The organism is Methylobacterium sp. WSM2598, from assembly GCF_000379105.1.
Taxonomy (GTDB): Bacteria; Pseudomonadota; Alphaproteobacteria; order Rhizobiales; family Beijerinckiaceae; genus Methylobacterium.
The window spans coordinates 4,582,963-4,607,031 of record NZ_KB900609.1 but is presented as its reverse complement, the minus strand read 5'-3'; the positions used below and the strand labels follow the sequence as shown (position 1 = coordinate 4,607,031).

Annotated in this window: 19 protein-coding genes and 1 pseudogene; 14 read left to right on the top strand and 6 right to left on the bottom strand. The window is 61.6% G+C overall.

The genetic code is table 11. From position 1 onward, the window contains the following. Window positions 1-148 precede the first annotated feature (148 nt). From MET2598_RS0121785 to MET2598_RS39645, 13 genes and pseudogenes are all read left to right on the top strand, one after another. On the top strand, window positions 149-2,458 hold the full coding sequence (locus MET2598_RS0121785) for an NADP-dependent malic enzyme (RefSeq protein ID WP_051086595.1): 2,310 nt from the start codon (window positions 149-151) through the stop codon (window positions 2,456-2,458). Between the two features lie 28 nt (window positions 2,459-2,486). Continuing rightward, window positions 2,487-3,821: a C4-dicarboxylate transporter DctA gene (gene dctA, locus MET2598_RS0121780; protein ID WP_018262342.1), complete on the top strand. Its 1,335-nt coding sequence runs from the start codon at window positions 2,487-2,489 to the stop codon at window positions 3,819-3,821. Between the two features lie 304 nt (window positions 3,822-4,125). After that, on the top strand, window positions 4,126-5,451 hold the full coding sequence (locus tag MET2598_RS0121775) for an NAD(P)/FAD-dependent oxidoreductase (RefSeq protein ID WP_026190869.1): 1,326 nt from the start codon (window positions 4,126-4,128) through the stop codon (window positions 5,449-5,451). A gap of 180 nt (window positions 5,452-5,631) precedes the next feature. Continuing rightward, window positions 5,632-6,804: an acetyl-CoA C-acetyltransferase gene (locus MET2598_RS0121770; RefSeq protein ID WP_026190868.1), complete on the top strand. Its 1,173-nt coding sequence runs from the start codon at window positions 5,632-5,634 to the stop codon at window positions 6,802-6,804. Window positions 6,805-6,901: 97 nt separating this feature from the next. Continuing rightward, complete coding sequence (gene phbB / locus MET2598_RS0121765) at window positions 6,902-7,627, top strand: acetoacetyl-CoA reductase (protein WP_018262339.1); 726 nt, start codon at window positions 6,902-6,904, stop codon at window positions 7,625-7,627. A gap of 168 nt (window positions 7,628-7,795) precedes the next feature. Next, entirely contained in the window at window positions 7,796-9,178 is a 1,383-nt protein-coding gene (locus MET2598_RS39660) for a sensor histidine kinase (protein ID WP_084673906.1), read from the top strand. 90 nt (window positions 9,179-9,268) lie between these two features. After that, complete coding sequence (locus tag MET2598_RS39655) at window positions 9,269-9,682, top strand: sensor histidine kinase (protein WP_084673905.1); 414 nt, start codon at window positions 9,269-9,271, stop codon at window positions 9,680-9,682. Then, entirely contained in the window at window positions 9,675-11,033 is a 1,359-nt protein-coding gene (locus tag MET2598_RS39650; protein WP_084673904.1) for a sigma-54-dependent transcriptional regulator, read from the top strand. Before MET2598_RS39655 ends, MET2598_RS39650 begins: the two co-directional genes overlap by 8 nt. Before the next feature lie 370 nt (window positions 11,034-11,403). Further along, entirely contained in the window at window positions 11,404-12,846 is a 1,443-nt protein-coding gene (locus MET2598_RS0121745) for a cytochrome ubiquinol oxidase subunit I (protein WP_026190867.1), read from the top strand. 11 nt (window positions 12,847-12,857) lie between these two features. After that, window positions 12,858-13,901, top strand: coding sequence for a cytochrome d ubiquinol oxidase subunit II (cydB, locus tag MET2598_RS0121740; RefSeq protein WP_018262335.1), 1,044 nt, complete (start codon window positions 12,858-12,860; stop codon window positions 13,899-13,901). Between the two features lie 178 nt (window positions 13,902-14,079). Next, window positions 14,080-15,066 carry a lipoyl synthase gene (gene lipA / locus MET2598_RS0121735; protein ID WP_018262334.1) on the top strand — a complete coding sequence of 329 codons (987 nt, stop codon included), beginning with the start codon at window positions 14,080-14,082 and terminating at the stop codon, window positions 15,064-15,066. Window positions 15,067-15,083: 17 nt separating this feature from the next. Then, window positions 15,084-16,055, top strand: a complete 972-nt coding sequence (locus MET2598_RS0121730; protein ID WP_026190866.1) for a TAXI family TRAP transporter solute-binding subunit — start codon at window positions 15,084-15,086, stop codon at window positions 16,053-16,055. A gap of 72 nt (window positions 16,056-16,127) precedes the next feature. After that, a pseudogene (locus MET2598_RS39645) lies at window positions 16,128-16,274 on the top strand (IS5/IS1182 family transposase); the annotation flags it as partial. Window positions 16,275-16,737: 463 nt separating this feature from the next. Here the strand turns inward: MET2598_RS39645 and MET2598_RS0121725 are convergent. From MET2598_RS0121725 to MET2598_RS0121715, 4 genes are all read right to left on the bottom strand, one after another. Continuing rightward, window positions 16,738-16,992, bottom strand: a complete 255-nt coding sequence (locus MET2598_RS0121725) for a hypothetical protein (RefSeq protein ID WP_018262332.1) — start codon at window positions 16,990-16,992, stop codon at window positions 16,738-16,740. A gap of 376 nt (window positions 16,993-17,368) precedes the next feature. After that, the gene (locus MET2598_RS39640) at window positions 17,369-17,974 is read right to left on the bottom strand and encodes a hypothetical protein (protein ID WP_236728780.1); all 606 of its coding nucleotides are present in this window, start codon (window positions 17,972-17,974) and stop codon (window positions 17,369-17,371) included. Between the two features lie 122 nt (window positions 17,975-18,096). Beyond that, window positions 18,097-18,447 (bottom strand): phasin family protein, encoded by a 351-nt coding sequence (locus MET2598_RS0121720; RefSeq protein WP_018262331.1) that lies wholly within the window; start codon window positions 18,445-18,447, stop codon window positions 18,097-18,099. 728 nt (window positions 18,448-19,175) lie between these two features. Further along, complete coding sequence (locus tag MET2598_RS0121715; protein ID WP_012331198.1) at window positions 19,176-20,198, bottom strand: zinc-dependent alcohol dehydrogenase family protein; 1,023 nt, start codon at window positions 20,196-20,198, stop codon at window positions 19,176-19,178. Window positions 20,199-20,299: 101 nt separating this feature from the next. Here MET2598_RS0121715 and MET2598_RS0121710 point away from each other — a divergent pair, with 101 nt between their 5' ends. Beyond that, on the top strand, window positions 20,300-21,154 hold the full coding sequence (locus MET2598_RS0121710) for a LysR family transcriptional regulator (RefSeq protein ID WP_012331199.1): 855 nt from the start codon (window positions 20,300-20,302) through the stop codon (window positions 21,152-21,154). Window positions 21,155-21,489: 335 nt separating this feature from the next. Here MET2598_RS0121710 and MET2598_RS0121705 read toward each other — a convergent pair whose 3' ends face one another. Together MET2598_RS0121705 and MET2598_RS37085 are read right to left on the bottom strand one after the other, a co-directional pair. Then, the gene (locus tag MET2598_RS0121705) at window positions 21,490-21,963 is read right to left on the bottom strand and encodes a DUF302 domain-containing protein (protein WP_018262330.1); all 474 of its coding nucleotides are present in this window, start codon (window positions 21,961-21,963) and stop codon (window positions 21,490-21,492) included. Between the two features lie 122 nt (window positions 21,964-22,085). After that, entirely contained in the window at window positions 22,086-24,005 is a 1,920-nt protein-coding gene (locus tag MET2598_RS37085; protein ID WP_036270484.1) for a hypothetical protein, read from the bottom strand. Window positions 24,006-24,069: the final 64 nt, after the last annotated feature.

Here is a 24,069-nt window from a genome sequence, read left to right as displayed (position 1 = left end):
CTAGATAGACCAATCTGCAGATATCGTGTGACCGTCGATCTAGACAGATTTCCAGTAGAGCTCCAGCCGCCCGCAACCCGATCGCCTGGAGCTAGACAGAACAGGCGCAAAAGCGCCCAGTCGCGAGGAGACGCCAGTGAGCGAAGAGATGAACCTCAGAACGCCCGGCGAGGCTAACGACGAGGCAGGCACCGACGATGTCCTGACCCGTGCCGCCCTGGATTACCATCGATTCCCGACACCTGGAAAAATCTCGGTCCTGCCCACGAAAGACATGACCACCCAGCGCGACCTGGCGTTGGCCTACTCGCCCGGCGTCGCGGCCGCCTGCATGGCGATCAAGCGCGACCCAGCCGAGGCGTCGAGCCTAACCTCGCGCGGCAACCTGGTGGCGGTCATCTCCAACGGCACCGCGGTGCTCGGTCTCGGCAACATCGGGGCGCTCGCCGGCAAGCCGGTGATGGAAGGCAAGGGCTGCCTTTTCAAAAAATTCGCCGGCATTGACGTCTTCGACATCGAGATCGACGAAACCGACGTCGACAGGCTTGTCGATATTATCGCCAGCCTGGAGCCAACGTTCGGCGGTATTAATCTCGAGGATATCAAGGCGCCTGAGTGCTTCGTGATCGAGACTCGGCTGCGCGAGCGCATGAAGATCCCGGTTTTCCACGACGACCAACATGGCACCGCGATCGTTGCTGCCGCGGCCGTGCTCAACGGCCTGAAGGTGGTCGGCAAACGGATCGAGGATGTGAAGGTTGTCTGTTCCGGCGCGGGCGCGGCAGCGATCGCCTGCCTCAATCTCCTGGTCGGGCTGGGCGCAAGGAAAGAGAATATTCTGGTCACGGACAGCCGGGGAGTTCTGACGAACGAGCGGCTGGGGTCGCTCGACGAACAAAAGGCGGCTTACGCGCGTGAGACCTCGGCCCGCACCCTCGCGGATGCGGTCGAAGCGGCCGATATTTTTCTTGGCGTCTCCATGGCTGGTGTACTCAAGCCAGACATGGTCAAGACGATGGCGAGCCGTCCGCTCATCCTGGCGCTCGCCAATCCGGATCCGGAGATCCGGCCCGAAGCTGCCAAGGCGGTAAGGTCCGACGCCATCATCGCGACCGGACGATCCGATTACCCGAACCAAGTCAATAACGTTCTCTGCTTCCCGTTCATCTTCCGCGGTGCGCTCGATGTCGGTGCGACCGCAATCAGCGAGGAGATGAAGCTGGCCGCCGTGCGTGCCATCGCGGAACTGGCGCAAGCCGAGCAGTCGGACATGGTCAGCGCAGCCTATGGCACACAGGATCTACGCTTCGGGCCCGACTATCTGATCCCGCGGCCGTTCGATCCCCGGTTAATTCTGCGCGTCGCCCCGGCGGTGGCGCAGGCAGCGATCGATAGCGGCGTGGCCACGCGGCCTTTCGCGGACATCGAACGTTACCGGCGCTCGCTCCAGAGCTTCGTCTATACGTCTGGCACGGTCATGCAGCCCGTCTTCGCGGCAGCGGCGGAGGGCGATCCGCGGCGCATCGTCTACGCCGAGGGCGAGGACGACCGCGTGCTGCGGGCCGTGCAAGTGGTGGTCGACGAACGATTGGGTAAACCAATCCTGGTCGGACGCCCGGAGACGATCAGTGCCAAGCTGCAAGACCTCGGTTTGCGGGTCCAGATCGGCCGGGACCTCGAGGTCGCCAGTATCGACGACGAAGGTTTCGTCGCTGAGGCCGCCGAAGCCTACTATAAACTAGGTCGGCGGCGCGGCCTGTCACACGCTACCGCCGCTGCCGAGATGCGCCGCAACGGCTCGCTCATAGGCGCGATGCTGGTGAGGATGGGTAAGGCTGATGGTCTGCTCTGCGGGCTGTCCGGGTCTTACGCTGCGCATCTGAGCGTCGTGGAACGCGTCATCGGCTTGAGAGAGGGCGCTCAGGGCTTTGCTGCCATGGGCCTCCTCCAACTGCCGCGGCACACGGTCTTCATCTGCGATCCGTACATCCATCTCGATCCGACGGCAGAAGAAATCGCCGCGATGACGGTGCTCGCGGCCGCCGAGATGCGCCGCTTCGGGCAAACGCCGCGCGCGGCGCTGCTCTCGCACTCCAGTTTCGGCACCGCCGATGATCCCTCGGCCCGCAAAATGCGGGATGCGCTCGAGCTCATTGCCGAGCGTGCGCCTGACCTCGAGGTTGAGGGCGAAATGCACGCGGACGCCGCCCTGAGCCTCCCGATCCTCAGGCGCACCTTCCCGGACGCGGGCCTGACGGCACAAGCGAACCTGCTCATCATGCCGAACCTGGACGCCGCGAACATCACGTTCAACGCCCTCAAGGTGGTGGCTGGGCAGGGCATCTCGGTCGGGCCGATCCTGCTGGGGGCCGCCAAGCCGGTCCATATTCTCACGCCAACAGTCACCGTGCGCGGTATCGTGAACATGACCGCGGTGACAGCAGTCGCTGCCGCATAGCTTGGCAAAAAGAATTGAGGAGGAGCTCATGGCGACCATTGCAGCGGGTGCGACCGCCCCGACCAGAGTGAGCCAAAAACCCTGGTACAAACTGCTCTATGTCCAAGTGCTGATCGCGATTGTTCTTGGCATCCTGTTCGGATGGCTCTCGCCCGACTACGCCAAGAGCGACTGGATCAAAGGAATGGGTGACGGCTTCATCAAACTGATCAAAATGGTCATTGCGCCGATCATCTTCTGTACTATCGTCTCAGGCATCTCCCACATTCAGGATGCCAAGAAGGTGGGGCGTGTCGGCCTTAAGGCACTCATCTACTTTGAAGTTGTTTCAACCTTCGCCCTCATCGTGGGTTTGATCGTCGGCAATGTCGCCAAGCCGGGGGCCGGGTTCTCCGGCGGAGCAGCTGACGCCGCTGCCGTCGCCGTCTACGCCAAGAAAGCCGGCGAGCAGAAGCCCGTCGATTTCATCTTGCACATCATCCCCGACAGCGTGGTCGGGGCCTTTGCTGCGGGCGACATCCTGCAGGTTCTGCTGTTTTCCATCCTGTTCGGCTTCTCACTGCTGATCCTCGGCGAGCGCGGCGCCACGATTCGCAGCTTCATCGATGATGCTGCTCACGCTATTTTCGGGGTGATCGCGATCGTGATGAAGGCTGCGCCGATCGGGGCTTTCGGCGCCATGGCCTACACAATCGGACGGTTCGGGCCCCAAGCGCTCGGTAATCTGTTCGGTCTGATCGCCGTCTTCTACATCACGTCCGCTATATTCGTCTTCGGGGTGCTCGGCATCATTGCACGGCTCGCAGGATTCAACATCTTCAAATTTATCGGATATCTTAAGGACGAACTTCTACTCGTGCTGGGAACAAGTTCGTCCGAGAGTGCATTGCCTGCTCTCATGGAAAAGCTTGAACGGCTCGGTTGCTCGAAGTCGGTTGTCGGCCTTGTGGTTCCGACAGGCTATTCGTTCAACCTCGACGGCACCAACATCTACATGACCCTAGCCTCGCTCTTTATAGCGCAAGCGATGGGCTTCGACCTCACCTGGGGCCAACAGGGAACCATTCTGCTGGTCGCTCTTCTGACCTCGAAAGGTGCCAGCGGCATCTCGGGCGCGGGTTTCATCACGCTCGCGGCGACGCTGGCGACCGTCAACCCGGCGTTGGTGCCGGGCATGGCCATCCTTCTCGGCATCGACAAGTTCATGAGCGAGTGCCGCGCTCTGGTGAACTTCACTGGCAATGGCGTGGCCACCGTTGTGGTGGCTTGGTGGGAGGGCGAGCTCGACCGCAACAAACTCGCCGCGGCACTGAGCCGAGACGTCGACCCATCCGACGTCGAGGTGGCGGTAACAACCGGTTGAGTGGACGAGGTCCACCGAGACCATCGTGGCCGGGCACATCCCGGCCGCTTAGCAACCCAGGACGGGCGGAGGTCGACTGATGTCACCTTCAGAGAGCGGTCCATCACTCGGGACCACTACGATGGGCGGACCCGCTGAACAGGTTACCCCTGACACACTCGCCAACCGGGAGACCGTGGCAGGGCCCCTGGATGCGGATCGGAACGGTGGCGCTGAGGGTAGCCAACAGAGCTTGGCGACTCCGGACCTGCCAATCTCCTCGTCCACAGCCAGGGAGCCTACCGGCACAAGCAGGCCCGCCCGGATCTGGATTCCTGACCCGTCTCTCCATCACATCGTGATTGCAGGGGGAGGGGCGGCAGGTCTCGAGTTGGCCACTAAGCTGGGCGACACCTTAGGAAGAGGCAAGCAGGCGCAGATTACCCTCGTCGAGCGCAACCGGACCCATATCTGGAAGCCTCACCTGCATGAGGTGGCAGCTGGCACAATGGACGTCGGTCGTGACGCGGTCGACTATTTGGCGCAAGCTTCTGATCATCATTTTCGCTACCGTATCGGCGAGATGACTGGCCTCAATCGGGCGGACCGTGAGATTTATCTGGCGGCCAGCTACGATGCAGAGGGCCAGGAAGTCACGCCGGCGCGCGCTGTTCCGTACGATACTCTCGTGATTGCCGTCGGCAGCACCGGCAATGATTTCGGCACGCCCGGCGTCAATGAGTTCGCGATCTCGCTCGATACGCAGGAGCAGGCCGTCCGCTTCCACCAGAGGCTCGTGAACCGCTTCATCCGGGCTCATGCACAGCCCGAGCCAGTGCGGCCCGGGCAGTTGCACGTCACCATCATCGGAGCGGGAGCGACGGGCACGGAACTCGCCGCAGAACTGCACCGCACGACCCGCCACGTTGTGGCCTACGGTCTCGACCGCATCGATCCCGACAGAGATCTCAAGATCACGCTCGTCGAAGCGGCCGAGCGTATTCTGCCCGCTGTACCGGCCCGGGTCGCCAAGGGGGCGGCTCAGCTCTTGGAGGGCCTCGGTATCGACGTGCGCACGAGCGCGCGGGTCGTTCAGGTCCGACCCGACGGGGTCGCCTTGGCGGATGGCGACTTCATCCCCTCCGAACTTGTGGTCTGGGCGGCCGGGGTCAAGGCCCCGGACTTCCTGAAGAATATCGACGGCCTCGAGACGAGTCGAAACAATCAACTCGTGGTGACGCCGACCCTGCAGACCACGAGCGATCAAAACATCTTTGCCATTGGAGACTGCGCCTTCCTGATCAATCCGAGCGATAACAAGCCGGTTCCCCCTCGTGCTCAAGCCGCGCATCAGCAAGCAAGTCATGTCGTCGCGCAGATACGCCGTCGGCTCACCGGAAGGCCGCTTGATCCGTTCCGCTATCGGGACTTCGGGTCGCTTGTATCGCTCGGCGAGTACAGCACGGTGGGGAACCTGATGGGCTTCGTCAGAGGTCGAGGATTGTTCATTGAAGGCTACTTCGCCCGCCTGATGTATCGATCGTTGTACAAGATGCACCAGACGGCCCTGCACGGCTGGTGGCGAGTTATGCTCGACACCGTTGCTCGTAGACTGACGCGCCGCACCGAACCTCGCGTGAAACTGCATTAGCAAGGGGAGTTTCTGATGCCCGGGCCAAGCCCTCCGCCCGATCCGCGTCTCGGCGGTCACCGCTTCGGTGCAGCTGTTGCTGTCCGCCACGGTCACGTCGTCTACGAGCGAGTGCCCGTGCGCGACGTCAGAATTGGAACTGTGTGAGGCACGGGGACAGGCAAACCAGAGGAGACACTCATGAGCGATGTCGTTATCGTTTCAGCCGTGCGCACGCCCGTTGGCGCTTTCAACGGCTCCTTCGCGAGCCTGCCGGCGCACGAACTCGGCGCCATTGCGATCAAGGCGGCGCTGGAGCGCGCCAAGGTGTCGCCCGAGGACGTGGACGAGGTCATCTTCGGGCAGGTGCTCACCGCGGGCGCGGGCCAGAACCCGGCCCGCCAGGCGGCGATGGCCGCCGGCATCCCGCAGGAGGCGACGGCCTGGGGTCTCAACCAGCTCTGCGGATCGGGCCTGCGCACCGTCGCGGTCGGCCTGCAGCAGATCGCCAACGGCGACGCCACCGTCATCGTGGCGGGCGGCCAGGAATCGATGTCGATGGCCCCGCACGCCCAGCACCTGCGCGGCGGCCAGAAGATGGGCGACCTCGCCCTCGTCGACACGATGCTGAAGGACGGCCTGCTGGACGCCTTCAACGGCTACCACATGGGCAACACCGCCGAGAACGTCGCCCAGCGCTGGCAGCTCACCCGCGAGGAGCAGGACGCCTTCGCGACCCGCTCGCAGAACAAGGCCGAGGCCGCCAGGAAGGCGGGCCGCTTCAAGGACGAGATCGTCCCGGTGACCATCAAGACCCGCAAGGGCGAGGTGGTCGTCGATGCCGACGAGTACATCCGCGAGGGCGCGACCGTCGAGGCGATGGCCAAGCTGCGCCCGGCCTTCTCCAAGGAGGGCACGGTCACGGCCGGCAACGCCTCGGGCATCAACGACGGCGCCGCCGCCATCGTGCTGATGTCGGCCGCCGAGGCCGCGAAGCGGGGCCTGAAGCCGCTGGCCCGCATCGCCTCCTGGGCGACGGCCGGCGTCGATCCCGCCGTCATGGGCACCGGGCCGATCCCGGCCTCCCGCAAGGCCCTGGAGAAGGCCGGCTGGAAGCCGCAGGACGTCGACCTGATCGAGGCGAACGAGGCCTTCGCGGCCCAGGCGCTGGCGGTGAACAAGGAACTCGGCTTCGACGATTCCAAGGTCAACGTGAACGGCGGCGCCATCGCGATCGGCCACCCGATCGGCGCCTCGGGCGCCCGCGTGCTGGTGACCCTGCTGCACGAGATGCAGAAGCGCGACGCCAAGAAGGGGTTCGCCACCCTCTGCATCGGCGGCGGCATGGGCGTCGCCATGTGCGTGGAACGCTGATCATCGGACGACCAGCGGATGATCGGCGGCTCGCCCTGTCTAAGCCGCCGATCGGCACTGACCGACGAAGCACATTGGGAACAAAGGAGGAAACGCTATGGCGCGGGTCGCATTGGTGACGGGCGGGAGCCGTGCGATCGGGGCAGCGATCTCAAAGGCGCTGAAAGAGAATGGCTTCACGGTGGCGGCCAGCTACGCCGGAAATGACGAAGCCGCTCAGCGCTTCAAGTCCGAAACCGGCATCCCGGTGTTCAAGTGGGACGTGGGCGACTACGATGCTTGCTCAGCCGGCGTGAAGCAGGTCGAAAGCGAGGCTGGCCCAGTGGACGTCCTGGTGAACAACGCCGGCATCACGCGGGACGGCTTCTTCCACAAGATGAGCCGCGAGCAGTGGTCGGCGGTCATGCGCACCAACCTGGACTCCTTGTTCAACATGACCCGGCCGGTGATCGAGGGCATGCGCACGCGCGGCTGGGGGCGGGTGATCGTGATCTCGTCCATTAACGGGCAGAAGGGCCAAGCGGGGCAGGTAAACTATTCGGCTGCAAAGGCAGGGGACATCGGCTTCGTGAAGGCGCTGGCGCAGGAGAACGCGAGCAAGGGAATCACGGTGAATGCCATCTGCCCGGGCTACATTGGAACGGAAATGGTGCAGGCGATCGATCCGGAGATCCTGAAGAGCAAGATCATCCCGCAGATCCCCGTAGGACGGCTGGGCCAGCCGGAGGAGATCGCGCGGGCGGTGGTGTTTCTGGCTGGCGAGGACGGCGGCTTCATCACCGGATCCACGCTGGCCATCAATGGTGGCCAGTACATGACGTAACAAAAGACTCCGGGGCGGTTCGCGGCATTTGCTAGGGCTTGCGAAACTGGGGTTTCAATTTCCTATGGCGTTTGAGATAGGCTGCGTCACATTGAACGGAAATCCAGCCGGCGACGTCCTCCCTCGCCGGCTGGTACTCGTCGCCCTACAGCCTCCCGAGGAGGCTTTATGAGATCACGTCTTGCCAAAGGCTTGTACACGAGAGTTCTCGCGTGGGCCGCAATCTGTATTCTCTCAGCGACAATTGTATTTGGCGTTAAGGACGGAGTCGAGCGCTCCGCTATTCGGCAATTGCAGGCAGAGGGAGAGCGAAGGCTAGATATTTACGTTCAGAGTCTCAACGGTGAGCTGGGGCGCTACGATTATCTCCCGACAGTAATTGCGCTGAACGCCAATGTGACCGCAATGTTGCAAAATCCAGACGACCAAGAACTTCGCAAGAAAGTGAACGAGTATCTTCAGGATGTGAATGAAAGTGCTCGCTCATCGGCCGTCTACATATTAGATCATCAGGGAGTCACTCTCGCATCGAGCAATTGGAATGACGATATCAGTTTCGTTGGTGTAAAATTGGATTATAGACCGTATTTTCTGGAAGCTCTGAAGTCCGCCCACGGCCGTTTCTATGGAATAGGGACCACCAGCGGCATTCCTGGCTATTTTAGGTCCAGCCCGATTATCCACGACGGCCGTCTACTTGGTGTGATGGCGCTCAAGGTCAGCCTAGAACAGCTTGAGGGCGCGTGGGAGGAGGGTCGTACGAAGAGTCGCGAGATTGTAGCGGTTGCCGACAAGAACGGCATCATCTTTCTCTCGTCACGAAACTCTTGGAAGTATAAAACCACTAAATCTCTCGATCCTCCGGCCCTGGAGCAAATTCGCGCTTCCCGGCAGTACGACAGTGCAGCTTTGAAGCCGCTTGAATTGGTTGTAGTTCGGTCTACCGGATCCGCTCCTATCATAAGATTCAATGAAGATATGCCGGATCGGTACTCCGGATCGTCCAGCAGGAAGTTTCTGGAACAGATACGGTCGGTTGATTCTGCGGGTTGGCGCATCTTGTTGTTCTCCGACCTTGAGCCTCAAAGGCGGTTTGCCCTTAGCGTTGCCATCGCATGTGGTCTTGCAATCGGAGCGGCGATCTTTCTAACACTTTATCTTCATCAACGCTGGCGCGCGCTCAATGCGGCTGCCACTGCGAAGGAAGCGCTGCAGGTCGCGCACGACAGACTCGAGCAGGATGTGGCGGATCGTACTGCCGATCTCGTCCAAACCAATCAGCAGCTCCACCGAGAGATCGTGGAGCGCAACAGAACCGAAGTTGTACTCCGCGAAGCGCGGGCTGGACTTGTGCATGCTGAGAAGCTGGCCGCTCTCGGGCAGATGTCCGCCGGCATTGCGCATGAGTTGAACCAGCCGCTCACGGCTGTACGGACCCTGTCCGACAACGCGAAGGTACTCCTTGAGCGAAACCGACTTCAGGCGGCGACAGCCAATCTTTCGAAGATATCCGAGCTGTCTGAGCATATGGGGCAAATTGTTGCGCACTAGAAAAGAGTCGCGCGGAAATCGGAGCCGATTACAGGCATTGTTTCTGCCAGACAGTCGATTTCGAATGCTTTATTGATTGTCGATCGCTCGATGAAATTGAAAGAAATCAATATTGTGACGAAAATTCCGCCTGAAGATGTCATCTTAAAGTGCGACCCTAACCGCCTAGAACAGGTAATCATCAATCTTTTCAGCAACGCCGTCGACGCCGTTGCGAACGTCCATCATCCCGAGATCATTGTAAGCGTAAGCCGTCATCAAGATCGAGGTACTATTTGCGTCCACGACAACGGACCGGGACTATCCGACTCCGTGATGCCTCACCTGTTCGAGCCCTTTTTTACCACAAAAGAAGCTGGATCCGGCCTTGGGCTCGGACTCGCTATTTCAGCCGATATCGTGGCTGCAATGGGTGGAACCATTCATGCCCATGATCGGCCAGAGGGCGGAGCCGAGTTCATTCTTGATCTGCCCCTTGCACCTCCGGAGGCGCATCATGGCTGACGCCATCAAGGTGATTGTTATCGAGGACGACCCCGCGGTCCGCGCTGGGATCGAACAGGCGCTCGATCTGGCTGGCTTCGATGTGCGATCCTTCGGATCGGCAGAATGGGTTCGAAGCCATCTTCCCGGCGGTTTCGCTGGGGTCGTGGTTACGGATGTCAAGCTTCCCGGAATGGATGGTCTGCAACTCCTGAAACACCTCCGTGACTTGGATCCCAAGCTGCCGGTGATCGTGATCACCGGCCATGGTGATATCTCCATGGCGGTCCAGGCGATGCGGGACGGCGCTTACGATTTTATCACGAAACCGTTCGCTTCGGAGCAACTCGTCGGCGTTGTGCGGCGTGCGGTTGAGAATCGCAACCTGACTCTGCAAGTTGCCCACCTTCAGAAAAAGCTCGTTCGGCAAGCGGTCGAGGCCGTTCTGATCGGCCAGTCCCCAGGGATCGAGAAGGTTCGGCGGATCATCAGTGACGTCGCAGCCACTCAGGCGAGCGTGCTTATCATTGGTGAGACCGGAACCGGAAAAGAACTGGTCGCCCGCTGCCTGCATGAACAGGGTAGCAGCAGCAGCGGCCATTTTGTTGCGCTGAATTGTGGAGGGTTGCCGGAGCAGCTGTTTGAAAGCGAAATGTTTGGGCACGAAGCTGGGGCATTTACCGGGGCTGCGAAGCGTCGGGTAGGTAAAATTGAGCACGCGCACAACGGCACTCTTTTTCTCGACGAGATAGAAAGCATGCCGTGCAATTTGCAAGTAAAACTTCTTCGTGTTTTACAAGAACAGACCCTTGAGCGCCTTGGATCAAACGCACAAGTGCCTGTCAATTGCCGTGTCGTAGCGGCCACAAAAAATGACCTTCTTTCTCTCAGCGAGCAAAATCGGTTCCGTTCGGATTTGTACTACCGACTCAACGTTGTCCCGATTGATCTTCCGCCTCTTCGAGAACGACGTGAAGATATACCGCTTCTATTTGAGCATTTGACGCTACTCTCTGCCCTTCGTTTCGGCCGTGAAGCACCTGTGCCATCGGCCGGATTTGTGCGGCAGCTTCTAGCCCATTCCTGGCCTGGCAATGTTCGCGAGCTTTCCAATGTCGCTAGCCGCTTTGTACTAGGCATGAATGGAGCCGAAAGAGTCGGAAGTCTGGGAAGTCCAAACATAAAGAACTCGTTAACGGACCACGTTGACCAATTTGAGAGAAGTCTTATCCAAGACGAACTCAAAAGGCAAAATGGCTGTGTCGCCACGGCAAGTCAAGCACTTGGTATTCCAAAGAAGACGCTTTATGATAAGTTGCGCAGGTATCAGCTGAACCTTGGTCATAAAGTATGGTGCGGGTCAGACCGCTGACGCCGAGGATCAATTTTGTACCGTTCGCATTTGCGCGCGAGCTGCTCTTGCCAAGAGGAAGGCCAGCTGACGATCTGATATCACCGCGCTTACAAGCTAATCTATTGCAGGTGAGGGGTTAGGCGCTGAGGGACTTGATGCGGCCGGACTCCGCCGCGAGCGCATTCCAGGCGCTTGAATGTGCGGAGTGATCGACGTGTGAAGACGAATGAGCCTAGCTGCCGAGGAGAGAAGAGTGAGCCATGCTTCCAAGGTAGGCAGCGATGTCGGCGCCCAGACGCCAAGGGGGTCAACGATGAAACCAGGTGACGATACGAACCCGGGAGCCCCTGGGTCGGGTGAGCGGTGATGGCGGAGGTAGAAAATGATCATGAACTTCGACGCGCTCGTCCTCTCACGCATCCAGTTCGCGTTCACCATCTCCTTTCACATCATCTTCCCGGCTTTCACCATCGGTCTCGCAAGCTGGCTCGCCCGGCTGGAGTTCGAGTGGCTGCGCACCGGCAACCCTCAGTACAAAAATCTCTACAAGTTCTGGGTGAAGGTCTTCGCGGTCTCCTTCGGTCTCGGCGTCGTCTCCGGCATCGTGATGAGCTACCAGCTTGGCACCAACTGGTCGCGCTATTCCGAGTTCACCGGCAACATCTTAGGTCCCTTGATCGCCTACGAGGTGATCACCGCCTTCTGCCTGGAGGCGGGTTTTCTAGGCATCATGCTGTTCGGCTGGGATCGCGTCGGCGACCGGCTGCACTTCTTCGCAACCTGCATGGTGGCCCTCGGAACTCTGATCTCGGCCTTCTGGATCCTGTCGGCAAACTCCTGGATGCAGACGCCCGACGGCTTTCGCGTCGAGAACGGCCTCGCCCTGCCGGTTGACTGGTGGAAGATTATCTTCAACCCATCGTTCCCGCTGCGCTACGCCCATATGGTCATGGGGTGCTATCTCACCACGGCGTTCGCAGTTGCGGGCATGTCGGCTTGGATGCTGTTGCGCCACCCGCATGATGCGCCCGAGGCCAAGCTCGCGGGCGCGCGCCGCGCGCTCTCGATGGCGCTTTGGTTTGCCACGATCGTGACGCCGATCCAGATCTTCGTCGGCGATATGCACGGCCTGGGTGTCCTCAAGTATCAACCGACCAAGCTGGCAGCGATCGAGGGCAACTGGGAGCGGCGGGCCAACATGCCGCTGCGATTGTTCGCGATCCCCGACCAGAACGCCGAGACTAACCATTACGAGATCAGCATCCCGAAGATCGGCAGCTACATCCTGACCCATGAGTTCGGCGGCGAGGTACCCGGCCTGAAAGACGTGCCGCCGGATCAGCGCCCACCCGTGCTGCCGGTATTTTTTGTCTTCCGGGGCATGCTTGCCATCGGATTTGCCATGCTGGGCCTGAGCCTGTGGCATCTCTACCTGCGCTGGAAAGGGGGGCTCTTCACCGACCGGCTGTTCCTCAACGCAGCAATGATGATGACGCCCTCGGGCTTCGGCGCCGTTCTGCTCGGCTGGTTCACCGCCGAGATCGGCCGGCAGCCCTACCTCGTGTATGGGCAATTGCGCACGGCCGATGCCGTATCGCCGGTTACGACGGGTGCGGTCACCATCTCGCTTATGACTTTCCTCATCGTCTACTCGATCGTGTTCGGCTGCGGGAGCTACTACCTCGCCAAGCTCCTGCGGAAAGGACCTGATCCAGTCGAGGAGATCCCGGGAGCCGAGAGCCTGGCCAAGAAGCCGAAGCGGCCGTTGTCGCTACCCGACGAGAGACTCGACGGAGGACCAAGGCGCAAAGCTCCCCAACCCGCCGAATAAGGAGAGCCCACATGTTCGGCTTCGGAACGGAATATGTCGGCTGGGCCTTTTGGCTGCCCCTGCTCTGGGCGGCGATCCTTGGGAACGCGATCACCATGTACGTGGTGGTCGACGGCTTCGATCTCGGCATCGGTATCATATTCACCAGGGCCGAGAACGACAATTGGCGCGACCGGATGATGTTCTCGGTCGCGCCGATCTGGGATGGCAATGAAACTTGGCTGATCCTTGGCGGCGCCGGCCTGTTCTGCGTCTTCTCGGTCGCCTATGCGATCCTGATGCCAGCGCTCTACATTCCGATGCTGATTATGCTGATCGCTTTGGTCTTCCGGGGCATCGCCTTCGAGTTCCGCTTCAAGGCGGATACATCCAAGCGTATCTGGGACTACGCCTTCCACTACGGCTCCCTGCTGGCGACCTTTGCGCAAGGGATCGTGCTCGGCGCATTCGTGCAGGGCTTCGAGGTAGGCGGACGGCAGTTCGCTGGCGGCACCTGGGACTGGCTGACCCCGTTCAGTCTAGTGACCGGAGTCGGCCTCGTCTGCGGTTATGGCCTCTTGGGCGCGACGTGGTGTGTGATGAAGACCACGGGTGCCTTGGAGATCTGGGCCCGGCGTAAATCTGAGCAATTCCTCGTCGCCACAATCGTCATGATGGCGATCGTGAGCGCCTGGGTGCCCTTTCTTGGCCGGCAGATCGAAGCACGCTGGTTCTCTTGGCCCAGCATCCTCGCTCTGGTCCCGGTTCCACTGTTGACGGCGTTCGTCGCATATAGAATTTATCGGTCGGTCAACGACGGTCATCATACCGCGCCGTTCTTACTCTCCATTGTGATGTTCCTGCTCGGGTTCCTGGGGTTGGTCATCAGCTTGTTCCCCTACATCGTGCCGCCTTCCATAACGATCTGGCAGGCTGCGAATACGGTGGACTCGCAAATGTTCGCCCTGGTCGGCTATGCCTTCGCTTTGCCGATCACCTTCGCATACACGGCTTATGCATACTACGTGTTCCGTGGCAAAGTCGCAAAGGAGATCGCGGGCGGTGGGTACGGATAGCGGGAGACAGCCGCACCGCCGGCCCGCATCGAACCGCAGCCTCACTCGCGCGGAGGGTGGGTCAGTGTCTTAGACGCGGTACGGCAAAATTCAAAAGCATCAGCTTGTTCTTGAAGGTTACAACAAGTAGATCGTCAGGAACAAGGCCGCGGTTGCTTCAGAGCACGCAAGGAGTCTCATGGCCGTCGTTCTCGATCTCCTCAACACGGACATCCGCCCGCGCCACCCTGAGAAGGCGCATCGGCCCGACCAGCCCGTCCAGCGTAAGCCCGACTGGATCCGGGTGCGGGCGCCGGGTTCGCCCAAATGGGCCGAGACGAACCGCATCGTGCGCGAGAACAAGCTCGTGACGGTATGCGAGGAGGCGGGCTGTCCCAATATCGGCGAGTGCTGGGAGAAGAAGCACGCCACCTTGATGATCATGGGCGACACCTGCACCCGTGCGTGCGCCTTCTGCAACGTCAAGAACGGCCTGCCCGGCGCGCTTGATCCGCACGAGGCTGACAGCGTCGCCCAAGCGGTGGAAAAGCTCGGGCTCGCCCACGTCGTCATCACGTCGGTGGACCGGGACGATCTGCCGGACGGCGGCGCGGGGCACTTCGCCCAAGTCATCCGGGCGATCCGTGCCCGCTCGCCTGAGACCACGATCGAGGTGCTGACGCCGGACTTCCTGCGAAAAACAGAAGCCCTGGAGGTCGTGGCCGCGGCCCGGCCCGAGGTGTTCAATCACAACCTCGAAACGGTGCCGTCCAAATATCTGACCGTGCGGCCCGGGGCGCGCTACTTCCACTCCATCCGCCTGCTCCAGCGCGTGAAGGAACTCGACCCGACGATCTTCACCAAGTCTGGCATAATGGTCGGCCTCGGCGAAGAGCGCAACGAGGTGCTTCAGCTCATGGATGACCTGCGCTCGGCCGATGTCGATTTCCTGACCATCGGCCAGTACCTGCAGCCGACGAAGAAGCACCATCCGGTGATGCGCTTCGTGCCGCCCGACGAGTTCCGGGCCCACGAGACCACGGCCTACGCCAAGGGCTTCCTGCTTGTTTCGGCGACGCCGCTGACCCGCTCGTCGCACCACGCCGGAGAATATTTTGCGCGACTCAACGCAGCGCGCATCACACGTCTATCGGTGACCGCAAAACAAAGCCAACTGTCAGAGTAGAGGTAGCGGAGGATCTTATGCGACACATATGCCGGCTCGTCTCTGTTCTGGCTGCTATGCTCCTTTCTACGGGGGTAGCTTTTCCTGCTGATCCCAATTGGCCTGCCACTCTGGTCATTGGGACGGCATCGCCGGGCGGAACGTACTTTACTTATGGCGAGGGTTTGGCAAAGATCCTGACCCGCGAACTTGGCATACCTGTTTCCGCACGGGCGACAGAGGGCCCTGTTCAGAACATTGCTCTTCTGGAGAAGGGCGAGATCCAGTTGGCTTTCGCGACGCTCGGGGTCGCCTTGCAGGCTTGGAACGGAACAGGCGCGGGGAGCCAAGGCAAGCCGTTCCGCGAGATGCGCGCGTTGTTTCCTATGTATGACACTCCGTTCCAGTTGGTCGTGATGCACGGGTCAATCATTCAGTCGGTTGCTGATCTCGCTGGAAAGCGCATTGGTTCCGGCCCGCAAGGGGGCACTACGGCCACCTACATGCCCGAGATGTTGAAGGCGCTTAAGATCGAGGCTCCCTTGATCTATGGAGACTGGGCCGATCTCGCTCAGCAACTTCGCACAGGAGCGCTTGATGCTCTCGCGGTCGCGGCCGGTGTTCCGTTCCCGTCCTTTCTCGATCTTGAAACAAACGGCAAGCTGCGTTTCCTTAACGTCACGGCTCAGCAAATCGCTGTCCTCCGCTTGACGCACCCCGAGCTGCAACTGTCGACTGTACCGCCGGGGATCTATGCCTCGCTTCCGACCCCATATCAGACCGTTGGGCTTTTCAATTTTGCCGTGGGTCGGATGGATCTGCCCGACAATCTTGTATATGCGATCTTGGATGCCGTGTTTTCACATCAGGATGAGCTGATCGGCACGCATCCCGCTGCGACCGAAACCGTTCCGGCCAACTTCACACGCAACATGTTCCTTCCGTTTCACAACGGCGCGGATCGCTGGTACCGCAATCATGCCGCTGGCGGGACTGAGCAGGGCGATTAACGATTGTTGTCGAGCAGATACACCGGCACGTATCCGGGGCTGCCGACAGGTCCAGGCACAAGAGCTCGAGATGTTGAACGAACATTCGCCTGGCTTGGCCGTGGCCAGGGTCTCGCCAAGGGTTGGGAGAGAACCACCGCGAGCTGCGCCGCCAGGGCTCTCATTGCCAGCATCACGCCGATGTCACGACGGCTCGCAAGGTACTGCTACCTGACGTGAACTTTCGAGTCCGGCTCTGAGACACGCCTCGACAGGCCGATCCTGCGACCGCGCGTTCCAGTTCCCGTGACACTGCCGCGGGAAACCCCACCAGCCCATCCCTCACGCCCGCTTTCTCGAGGCACCCCTGACGAGCGCCCATTGGATTGGCCGCGGCCGAGCTTAGACTGATTCAACGCCCACATGAAAAGAATTTTTATGATCCTGCGGCCATGATTGCCACGCCGTAGCCATAAAAGTGGCAGCAGTCATGATTAAAACTGCAAACAGATGGAACACGACAGGAATCACGGCCTGAATTGTAGACATAAATCGTACTCCCAAGTTTGAAGGCCGAAACGTCGGCGGCGTGTCATGCCCTAAGATCGAGCGCGGCAGTGGAGCGCGAGATGGGCGTGGACAGGTAAAATGGGGTTCACCTTATCACGGGTGAGTTCGCCGGCAGCCAAGCTGCAAACAGCTCTTACCCGGCCAGGGCAATGCCGACGATCGCGATCGCCGCCGCAATCAGCATCAGGAGCGTCGAGACGAGCGACAGGCGGAGTGTGAGCGCCTCCTTCCGACGAGGTGAGAACGGGTTGTGCAGGTTACTCCGCAGGTGCCTCCTAGAAAGCTGGCGCTTAGTCAGACCCGTGTTGAGTTCGTGTGATGCCAGCGCCTTTTGGAAGCCCGGGCTCCGATGCAGCTGGCCGAGTCTCGCCGGGGAGTAGCCGCTCATCGGTGAGGTCAAGACGGACCGTTTCCCAGCTGAGTGTGCCGCGATCATGCAGCGCTCAGTGTGCGCGTCGTACGAACCGCTCGAGAATCTGAGCGTACCGGCAACTCTCACGAACGGCTTGCCACTCGATCAGCTAACGTCGGCCTACCCAGCTTGTGTGGTGAGCCACTATGCTGCAGCGGAGCCGTACTCATCGAGCCAGAGTTGACGTCCAAGCAAGATCGCCACTCTCTCTAGATTGCGGTAGGTCAGCGCGCAATCCAGATCGCGCAGCACGCGACACTTGATGAGCGCTCTAACGGACGGCTTCATGATATGCCTCTTTTGCAGTAGCTTGACGCCACGATTCCGTAATCAGCCTAACGGCACATGTCGCTCAAGAAGCCCTTAAGCTTTCCAATATGAACGCAGTCATCAGATTGTTTGCCGCAACAAATGAACGACTGCACTCAGCGTTCGTCACCAGCATTATATCAACGGGCGTCTGAGACTTCGCGAGAACGCGGCCGTACGCGAGCTTAGCTCCCAGCTCGTCCTGTACGTACGACACCCAGATGCTATGCTGCGCGCTGATCTTCTCTAGCAATCGAGCAGCCGTCGAATATGTGCTCGCCCGAGCAGTTGATGGTTCAGCAAAAGCGCTGGCATCAGCACCAGCGTGCTCGCTCGCTGCCGATCCTGATGTGGTGAGCTCATCCGAAATCTCTGGCGCGCTTACTGCAGCCGCGTAAACCGCGACCGGTTCCGGCTCAGGTGTGGCACTCTCAAGCGTACTTGCAGGTTCATCACCATCAAGTCGGGCGTCATCCGGCACGAGGTCCTCATTGGCCCCTTCCAGTGGGGACAACGGCTCGGGCTCATTGGCAGGGACAGACTCAAGCAACGTCTGATCGCCACTCTGGTCGCCATTGCCCTGCGGGAGGACAGCCTGCCCGTCCCCAGCATTGAGGATCGGCGCGTCAGCGGCCATGACCTCGTTCATGGGGCTTCTCCGTTGCACTTCCGGTGAACGCCTCCCGCGTCGCGCTGCCATATTACCGCTCCCTCTCGTCAGGGCCGGCCCGCGCGTCTGAAATAGCGCGGGCTCCGGCTAATCAAATCAGGTTACGCAGCCTTAGCGACGGAATAGAGTTCCTTGGCCTGGACCTGGAAAGCCTCGAGCTGAGCGCGGACGTACTCCGCCTGGATCTTGCCGGCCTCTTGCAGACCGCGGGCGCGGACGACCTTTTGGGTGGCCTCGAAGGCAGCGTTGGCGTTCTGCTCAGCGAAATCGAGGCTGCGGGTGTAAGCCACGCTGACCGGGAGCTGGGCGCTCTTGAACGAGGACTGGACGGTCTCGTTCGCCTTGCGGGTGTTCTGGAAGAAGGCGGTGACGGCCTGCTGGACCTGCGACACGCTCTTCTCGGCGAAGTCGCGCAGCTGGGCAGGGATCTCGATGGGGTTCTGGTTTGCCATGACGCTTCTCCACGGTGGTACTCACCGCCTTCTTGTACGGTGCAATAAAAATGGTGCAGTGCACAATGACGCGCAACTCGACCTTTCGGATTAGTCCAAAAGAGATAAGGGCAGAGGCGACGATGCGCTCAGGACGACGGGACGGTGGGTTATGACATGCTGGCCGACCAGTGCATGGACGTGCCAACCTGGCTCGGTACATGCTGTAACAATCTGATAAATAAGCAAAATCGGATTTTGAGCGCGTTCCTGCCGAGCGAGTCAAAAAGGGCCGCCCTCGCGGACAGCCCGAAATCTAGGGAGGACACGCCCATGGAGGGTATGCACCGCCGCGACGCCATCGCGGCTGTGCACGAGTTTTGTGCGATGGTGCGGCGCACAATGCAATCAACCATGTGCTCCAGGTATGAGGTGCGTGCTTACGGTTGTTCGGCTGCTGGTCACGAGAGGGATTGCCACCTCAGTCGCACATGTGCCGCACATCTTTGTTCCGGAACTGGCGTCCGCCGTGGGGCATACGCACAGCCGCTGACGGTCGTCCGACGCTGACGCGCTTGACGCCAGAGCCCCCGCAGCGGTCAGTCGCGGGGAACCTCGTCAGGAAATCGAATGTCGGGAAAACCTTCGTAACCGGACACTCCGGATATTGGCCGCGAGGGGCCGCTTCGGGTCAGAAGTTTGCGCTCGGCTGGTTCGGCTATGCGCCACGAGAAGTCAGTTCTGCGTGCTCACCGAGGGCCGAGCGGGGCAGCACGATCCATGCTCACCACGACCTTGCCGTTCGAGGCACCCGTCGCGACCGCGCGGTACGCCGCGTCGATCATGTCAAATTCGAAGACATGGGCGTCGAGACGAGGGGAAATCCGGCCGGCCTCGACGAACTGTGTCACCGCGCGCAAGATCTCACCGTGCTGCGCTCGGCCCTCCCCCGTGAGCAGCGGCAGAAGCGTGAAAACCCCCGAGTAGGTGCCGGCTTTGAAGGAAAGGGGCGCCAGGGCGTGTTTGCCCCAGCCCAGCGCGCTGACCACGTGGCCGAAGCGCCGGACCGCCTCGAAGGATGCGTCGAGCGTCGCGCCACCCACGGTGTCGTAAACCAGATCGAACCCTCTTCCGGCCGTGTGTCGTTCGACGTAGTCGGCAACGGTCTCGCTTCGGTAATCGATGAAGGTCGCGCCCAGCCGCGTGATCACGGACCGATTCACGCCGGATCCGGTCGCGAACACCTCCGCCCCGAACGCCCGCGCGATCTGCACGGCGGCCTGCCCGACCCCGCCGGCACCCCCGTGCACCAAGACAAGCTGACCGGAGCCGACACGGGCCCGATCGACGAGACCTTCCCAGGCCGTGATCGCGACGAGCGGCAGGGACGCGGCCTCGCGCATGCTCAGGTTCGCGGGCTTTGGGGCGAGAAGGTTCGCATCCGCCACCTGGTACTCGGCCAGCGAGCCCTGGTGGCCACCGACGCCGCCCGTCATGCCGTAGACCTCGTCCCCGACCCGCATGCCGGACACACCCGGCCCGACCGCCTCGACCGTCCCCGCCATGTCGAGGCCGAGGATGGCCGGCAGGGGATGACGCGCATGCGCGGCCGTCCCCGCGTGGATCTTGAGGTCCAGCGGGTTCACGCCACTGGCCGCGACACGCACCAGGACTTGGCCCGGGCCGGGCTCGGGCCGGCTGATCGTGGCGATGCGGAACGGCGCCCCGTGGCTCTCGACCACGGCTGCTCTCATGGTGGCGGGTGAGCTCATGGCGATCTCCTGTGATGAGTCGACGATCGAGCATTCACAGGCGAATGGGAACGAACGATACTGCACGCTGCTCAGACGCAATTGTATGGCTGATCGCGACCGTGATCGAGTGGAGCGACTTGCGGATCTTCCTCGCGATCGCCCGGGCCGGCACGCTCGGTGCGGGCGCCCGCGCGGTCGGGAGCACTCAGCCCACCATGGGCCGGCGCCTTCGCGCGCTCGAAGCCGCGATCGGTCATGCCTTGTTCCAGCGCACGGCGGACGGGTTCGTGCTGACCGACGAGGGCGAGGTTCTGCTCGCCCATGCCGAGCGCATGGAGGAGGAGGCGCTCGCCATCGAGCGGCAACTCGCCGGTCGGCCCGGGACGCTCGCGGGTTCGCTTCGCTTGTCATCGTCGGATTGGTTCGGCAGAACCTTGCTGGCACCGGCCCTGGCCACGTTCGGGCACCACCACCCGGACGTGGAGATCGAGTTGCTGACGGATGCGCGGCTCTACAGCCTCCCGCGGCGGGAAGCTGACCTCGTGTTCCGAATCACCCGGTTCGACGAGCCCGAGGTGATCTCGCGCCGCCTGCTGACGGTCCGCTACGGGGTCTACGGAGCACGCGGCACGACACTGCCGGTTGCGGGGGACGGCTCCGGCACGCGGACCATCACGATGGACGCGGCGTTCGCTGAGATGCCCGACGCGGTGTGGCTCCGGCGAATGCTGCCGAATGCGCGAGTCGCGTTCCGCAGCAACAACCGCGAGGTCCAGGCGCAGCTGTGCCGAGAAGGAGCGGGCGTCGCTGTCCTGCCGCGCCCGCTCGGTGACGCCACTCCCGGTCTCGTCGCGCTCGACTTGGGCGAGGCGCCGCCGTGCCGCGACACGTTCGTGGGCTACCACCGCGATCTGAGGCGGCTCGGGCGCCTGCGAGCGCTGCTCGATCACCTGCTCGACCGGCTGGCGGGCTGACCGCTCGTACGGCCAGGACATCGACGAGGCACCCGCGCATCCTCTCCGCAACGCGCCACGATCTTCCGGGTAGAGGCGATGCGGTCACGCAGCGCCGTGGGACGCACGTGATGTCGACACTCATCGGCGAGAGTGCATCGGGGATGGGCGCACCAAGAGGCGGGCGTGCGCACCGCGGCCGCGAGACCTCCTCGCACCCTGGAACCGCGCGCCCTGAGAGGGCCGCCTCCGGTGCAGGCACGGCGCTCGGTGCGGTTCACCGCCCTCTCGTCGCGCCTGATGCCGCTCCAGTCGGGAAGACCTCCCAGGCGAGACCGGAAGCGCGTGACGGCCCTTCAATCGCATGTGGTCGACGTCGCGATCTCCTCCAGCGCGCTCGACATCGCGCCAACGACCGCGTCCACGGAAGCGCCAAGCCCGTGGCGGCGGGCCAAGTACGCAGGTTCATTGTACGTGAGGAACGTCGTCCCGGTCTCGTCCTGCCAGACCAGAGCCTTGAGCGGAAGGTCTATCCCGATCGTCTGCACGGACTGCATCAGCGGCGTGCCTCCCTTGGCCGCGCCGAAGATCAACAGATCGGTGGGACGAAGAGCCATGCCAGCGCCGGTCGCGGCGGCCGCGTGGTCGATATGGGCGAAGACGATCATCCCCCTGGCCTTCACCGCTGCCTCAAGTCGGGCCATCGTCTCGGCCGGTCCGAAGGCACTCCTCAGCGTGACAAGTCCATCCTCGGCCATTGCGCGCGCTCCAGTCAGGAAGGATATGAAGGTCACCGCGACGGCAGTGCTCCGCATTGACATAGCCATCATCCCCCTCCCGGACAGCCGTCCCAAACCGCCTCGCGATCCCGGTTCGCCAATGATGCGACGGCGGAGTGTAGACGCAGGGCGCTCTGCTCCGTGCATCGCAGGTGCCGACCGATGCCTGACCGCTATTTCGGCGCTGCGATCCCGTTCAGGAAAAGAAGCACCTTGGTGAAAGGAAAGCGGAACGGAAGAGCGAGGTCGAAGCGCTGGCCGTCCGGCAGCACGGCGCCAATGGGCCCGGGGGAGTCAAGACACGTGAGATCGCCATCCGCGTACGCTAAGCCGCAGCCAGCATTCCCGAGGGTGCCACCCGCCGGAATTGCGACGCGGTCCCGATCGATCGCATCAAGCTCTGGACCAGGCGCGCGGTTGTAGGCGTTGAAACGCATCAGGTGCCAGAAGTGCCGATCGGGCCGTCCTTCAACCGCAAAGCACTTGGCGAAAATGGACTGACCATCGCGCGTCCACACGTCTTGTCCGGCACAGGACGGGTCGTCGTAGTCCGCCTGCCGGCATGCGCGAGGGCCGTTCGCTCCGCACCCGATGAATTCGACCAGATTGTTGTAGCTCGTGATCGGCGGCCCCGGGCTCCCGCGGAAGAGGGGACTTCTGGTTCTCACGCTGTTGTTGAAGAAGAAGAGGCGGTCCAGGACGGGTCCGTCCGGCAGATCGTCATACGTCCCCATCTTGATGACGGTACCCAGCATGTGCGTCGAGCAGCTCGCATCGTCACCTTCGGCCATGTCGGCACTCCAGCGCCCCCGTGCCCCCAGGATGGGCCGGAACTGCCTGCTGCCCACCCAACCATCGTTCGTGCATTTTGATCCAGGCGCATCATCAAGGGCGAAGACGTTTCCAAAGACAAAGACATCGTGGCCTGCAACCCCGTCCGTCGAGATCGGGGCGTAATTGTTTATGATGGTGTTGTGCTTGACGATCCAATACGTAGCTTGGCTCTCCGGCTCGACGGCATTGTCCCTGATGTTCTCGAACCTGTTGCCGGTGATCTCGAAACCGGCATTCGCGATTTCCCGGCAGTTCGGGTTCTCGAGGCACACCTCACTGAGCCTGACGCGAACGCCATTATAGGCGTCGGTCACCCGGTTGTCGGCGATTCGCACATTGCCCAGGATGTCCTTGGCGACGAAGAGTGCTCCGTTCAGCGGGCTCCAGAAGTAGTGGTGAACCACGGCCCAGGGTATGTCGGACCAGGCGCTGACCGGACAGGACCAATCGTTGCGGATGTCGCAGGCGCGTTTGGACGGACGATAGCTCGCCGGACTCTGCCGCCATACGTTCCCAGTGATCTCGAAAGTGTGTGCGGTCTCCGGGTGGCCTTTCCTTGCGATGGCAGCAAAGGCGTAGGACCCTCCATCAATCAGCGATCCATGTAGGCCGATATTCGATGAGGCATAGGCAGCGACGGCCGCGAGCCAGCATTCGCGGAACCCGAGGTCCCGGAGGTCGACGAAGGCGGCCTCCCAGAGGAGAACGCAGTCCAGCCGAAGGCGGATGTCAGGCATCGTTACTCCGGCCTCCGGCTCCAGCTCCCGAGACAGGTATTCGAGGAGGTCCTGCCGCTTCCCTGTCGGCCCGTCCGGCTTCGGACCATCCGGCGGTGGGCCGGAGCACAGGTCGACATCGTGCGGCTTGCAGAGAATCTCTCGGAGCGAGCGCTGCCCGACGATTGTTGTGAGCGCGCGGGGAGTGCCTCCTGACCTATCGACCTGACCTCGAATGGTAAGTCTGTTGGCTTCGGTGCCGCGCCACCGGATAGCCAAGCCTGTTTTTCCAAGATTGAGCGAGTATTGCGTCTCTTCGAGGCCGGAGCGGCGAAGGAGACGGATCTCGAGCGGCCGAGAACCTGCCGCTGCCCTTGCCGCGGCGACGGCGTCCTGTAGGGGAACACTGTCCGTAATAATCTCGCCCGCCCAGAGATATCCGGAGGTGGACTGATCTCCGTCAGGACGCGCGTAGAGGATCTCGGACCCAGCGGGGCCTAACATGAATACCAGCCAGAGCAGAACGGAGCTGAGAAGCCACATTGAGTGTCCCTCCGCGATTTCTCCTATTCCCACACCGACATCATGAACACGAGCACGGACCCCT

What these genes read in the sequence shown, in the direction of transcription:
- MET2598_RS39650 (WP_084673904.1), top strand. Translation starts at nt 9,675, where the DNA reads ATGGCTGACGCCATCAAGGTGATTGTTATCGAGGACGACCCCGCGGTC.
- MET2598_RS0121720 (WP_018262331.1), bottom strand. Translation starts at nt 18,447, where the DNA reads ATGGCAAACCAGAACCCCATCGAGATCCCTGCCCAGCTGCGCGACTTC.
- MET2598_RS0121715 (WP_012331198.1), bottom strand. Translation starts at nt 20,198, where the DNA reads ATGAGCTCACCCGCCACCATGAGAGCAGCCGTGGTCGAGAGCCACGGG.
- MET2598_RS0121770 (WP_026190868.1), top strand. Translation starts at nt 5,632, where the DNA reads ATGAGCGATGTCGTTATCGTTTCAGCCGTGCGCACGCCCGTTGGCGCT.
- MET2598_RS39660 (WP_084673906.1), top strand. Translation starts at nt 7,796, where the DNA reads ATGAGATCACGTCTTGCCAAAGGCTTGTACACGAGAGTTCTCGCGTGG.
- MET2598_RS39640 (WP_236728780.1), bottom strand. Translation starts at nt 17,974, where the DNA reads ATGAACGAGGTCATGGCCGCTGACGCGCCGATCCTCAATGCTGGGGAC.
- MET2598_RS0121745 (WP_026190867.1), top strand. Translation starts at nt 11,404, where the DNA reads ATGAACTTCGACGCGCTCGTCCTCTCACGCATCCAGTTCGCGTTCACC.
- dctA (WP_018262342.1), top strand. Translation starts at nt 2,487, where the DNA reads ATGGCGACCATTGCAGCGGGTGCGACCGCCCCGACCAGAGTGAGCCAA.
- MET2598_RS0121705 (WP_018262330.1), bottom strand. Translation starts at nt 21,963, where the DNA reads ATGATGGCTATGTCAATGCGGAGCACTGCCGTCGCGGTGACCTTCATA.
- MET2598_RS0121725 (WP_018262332.1), bottom strand. Translation starts at nt 16,992, where the DNA reads ATGAGCGGCTACTCCCCGGCGAGACTCGGCCAGCTGCATCGGAGCCCG.
- MET2598_RS39655 (WP_084673905.1), top strand. Translation starts at nt 9,269, where the DNA reads ATGAAATTGAAAGAAATCAATATTGTGACGAAAATTCCGCCTGAAGAT.
- lipA (WP_018262334.1), top strand. Translation starts at nt 14,080, where the DNA reads ATGGCCGTCGTTCTCGATCTCCTCAACACGGACATCCGCCCGCGCCAC.
- phbB (WP_018262339.1), top strand. Translation starts at nt 6,902, where the DNA reads ATGGCGCGGGTCGCATTGGTGACGGGCGGGAGCCGTGCGATCGGGGCA.
- MET2598_RS0121785 (WP_051086595.1), top strand. Translation starts at nt 149, where the DNA reads ATGAACCTCAGAACGCCCGGCGAGGCTAACGACGAGGCAGGCACCGAC.
- MET2598_RS0121730 (WP_026190866.1), top strand. Translation starts at nt 15,084, where the DNA reads ATGCGACACATATGCCGGCTCGTCTCTGTTCTGGCTGCTATGCTCCTT.
- cydB (WP_018262335.1), top strand. Translation starts at nt 12,858, where the DNA reads ATGTTCGGCTTCGGAACGGAATATGTCGGCTGGGCCTTTTGGCTGCCC.
- MET2598_RS37085 (WP_036270484.1), bottom strand. Translation starts at nt 24,005, where the DNA reads ATGTGGCTTCTCAGCTCCGTTCTGCTCTGGCTGGTATTCATGTTAGGC.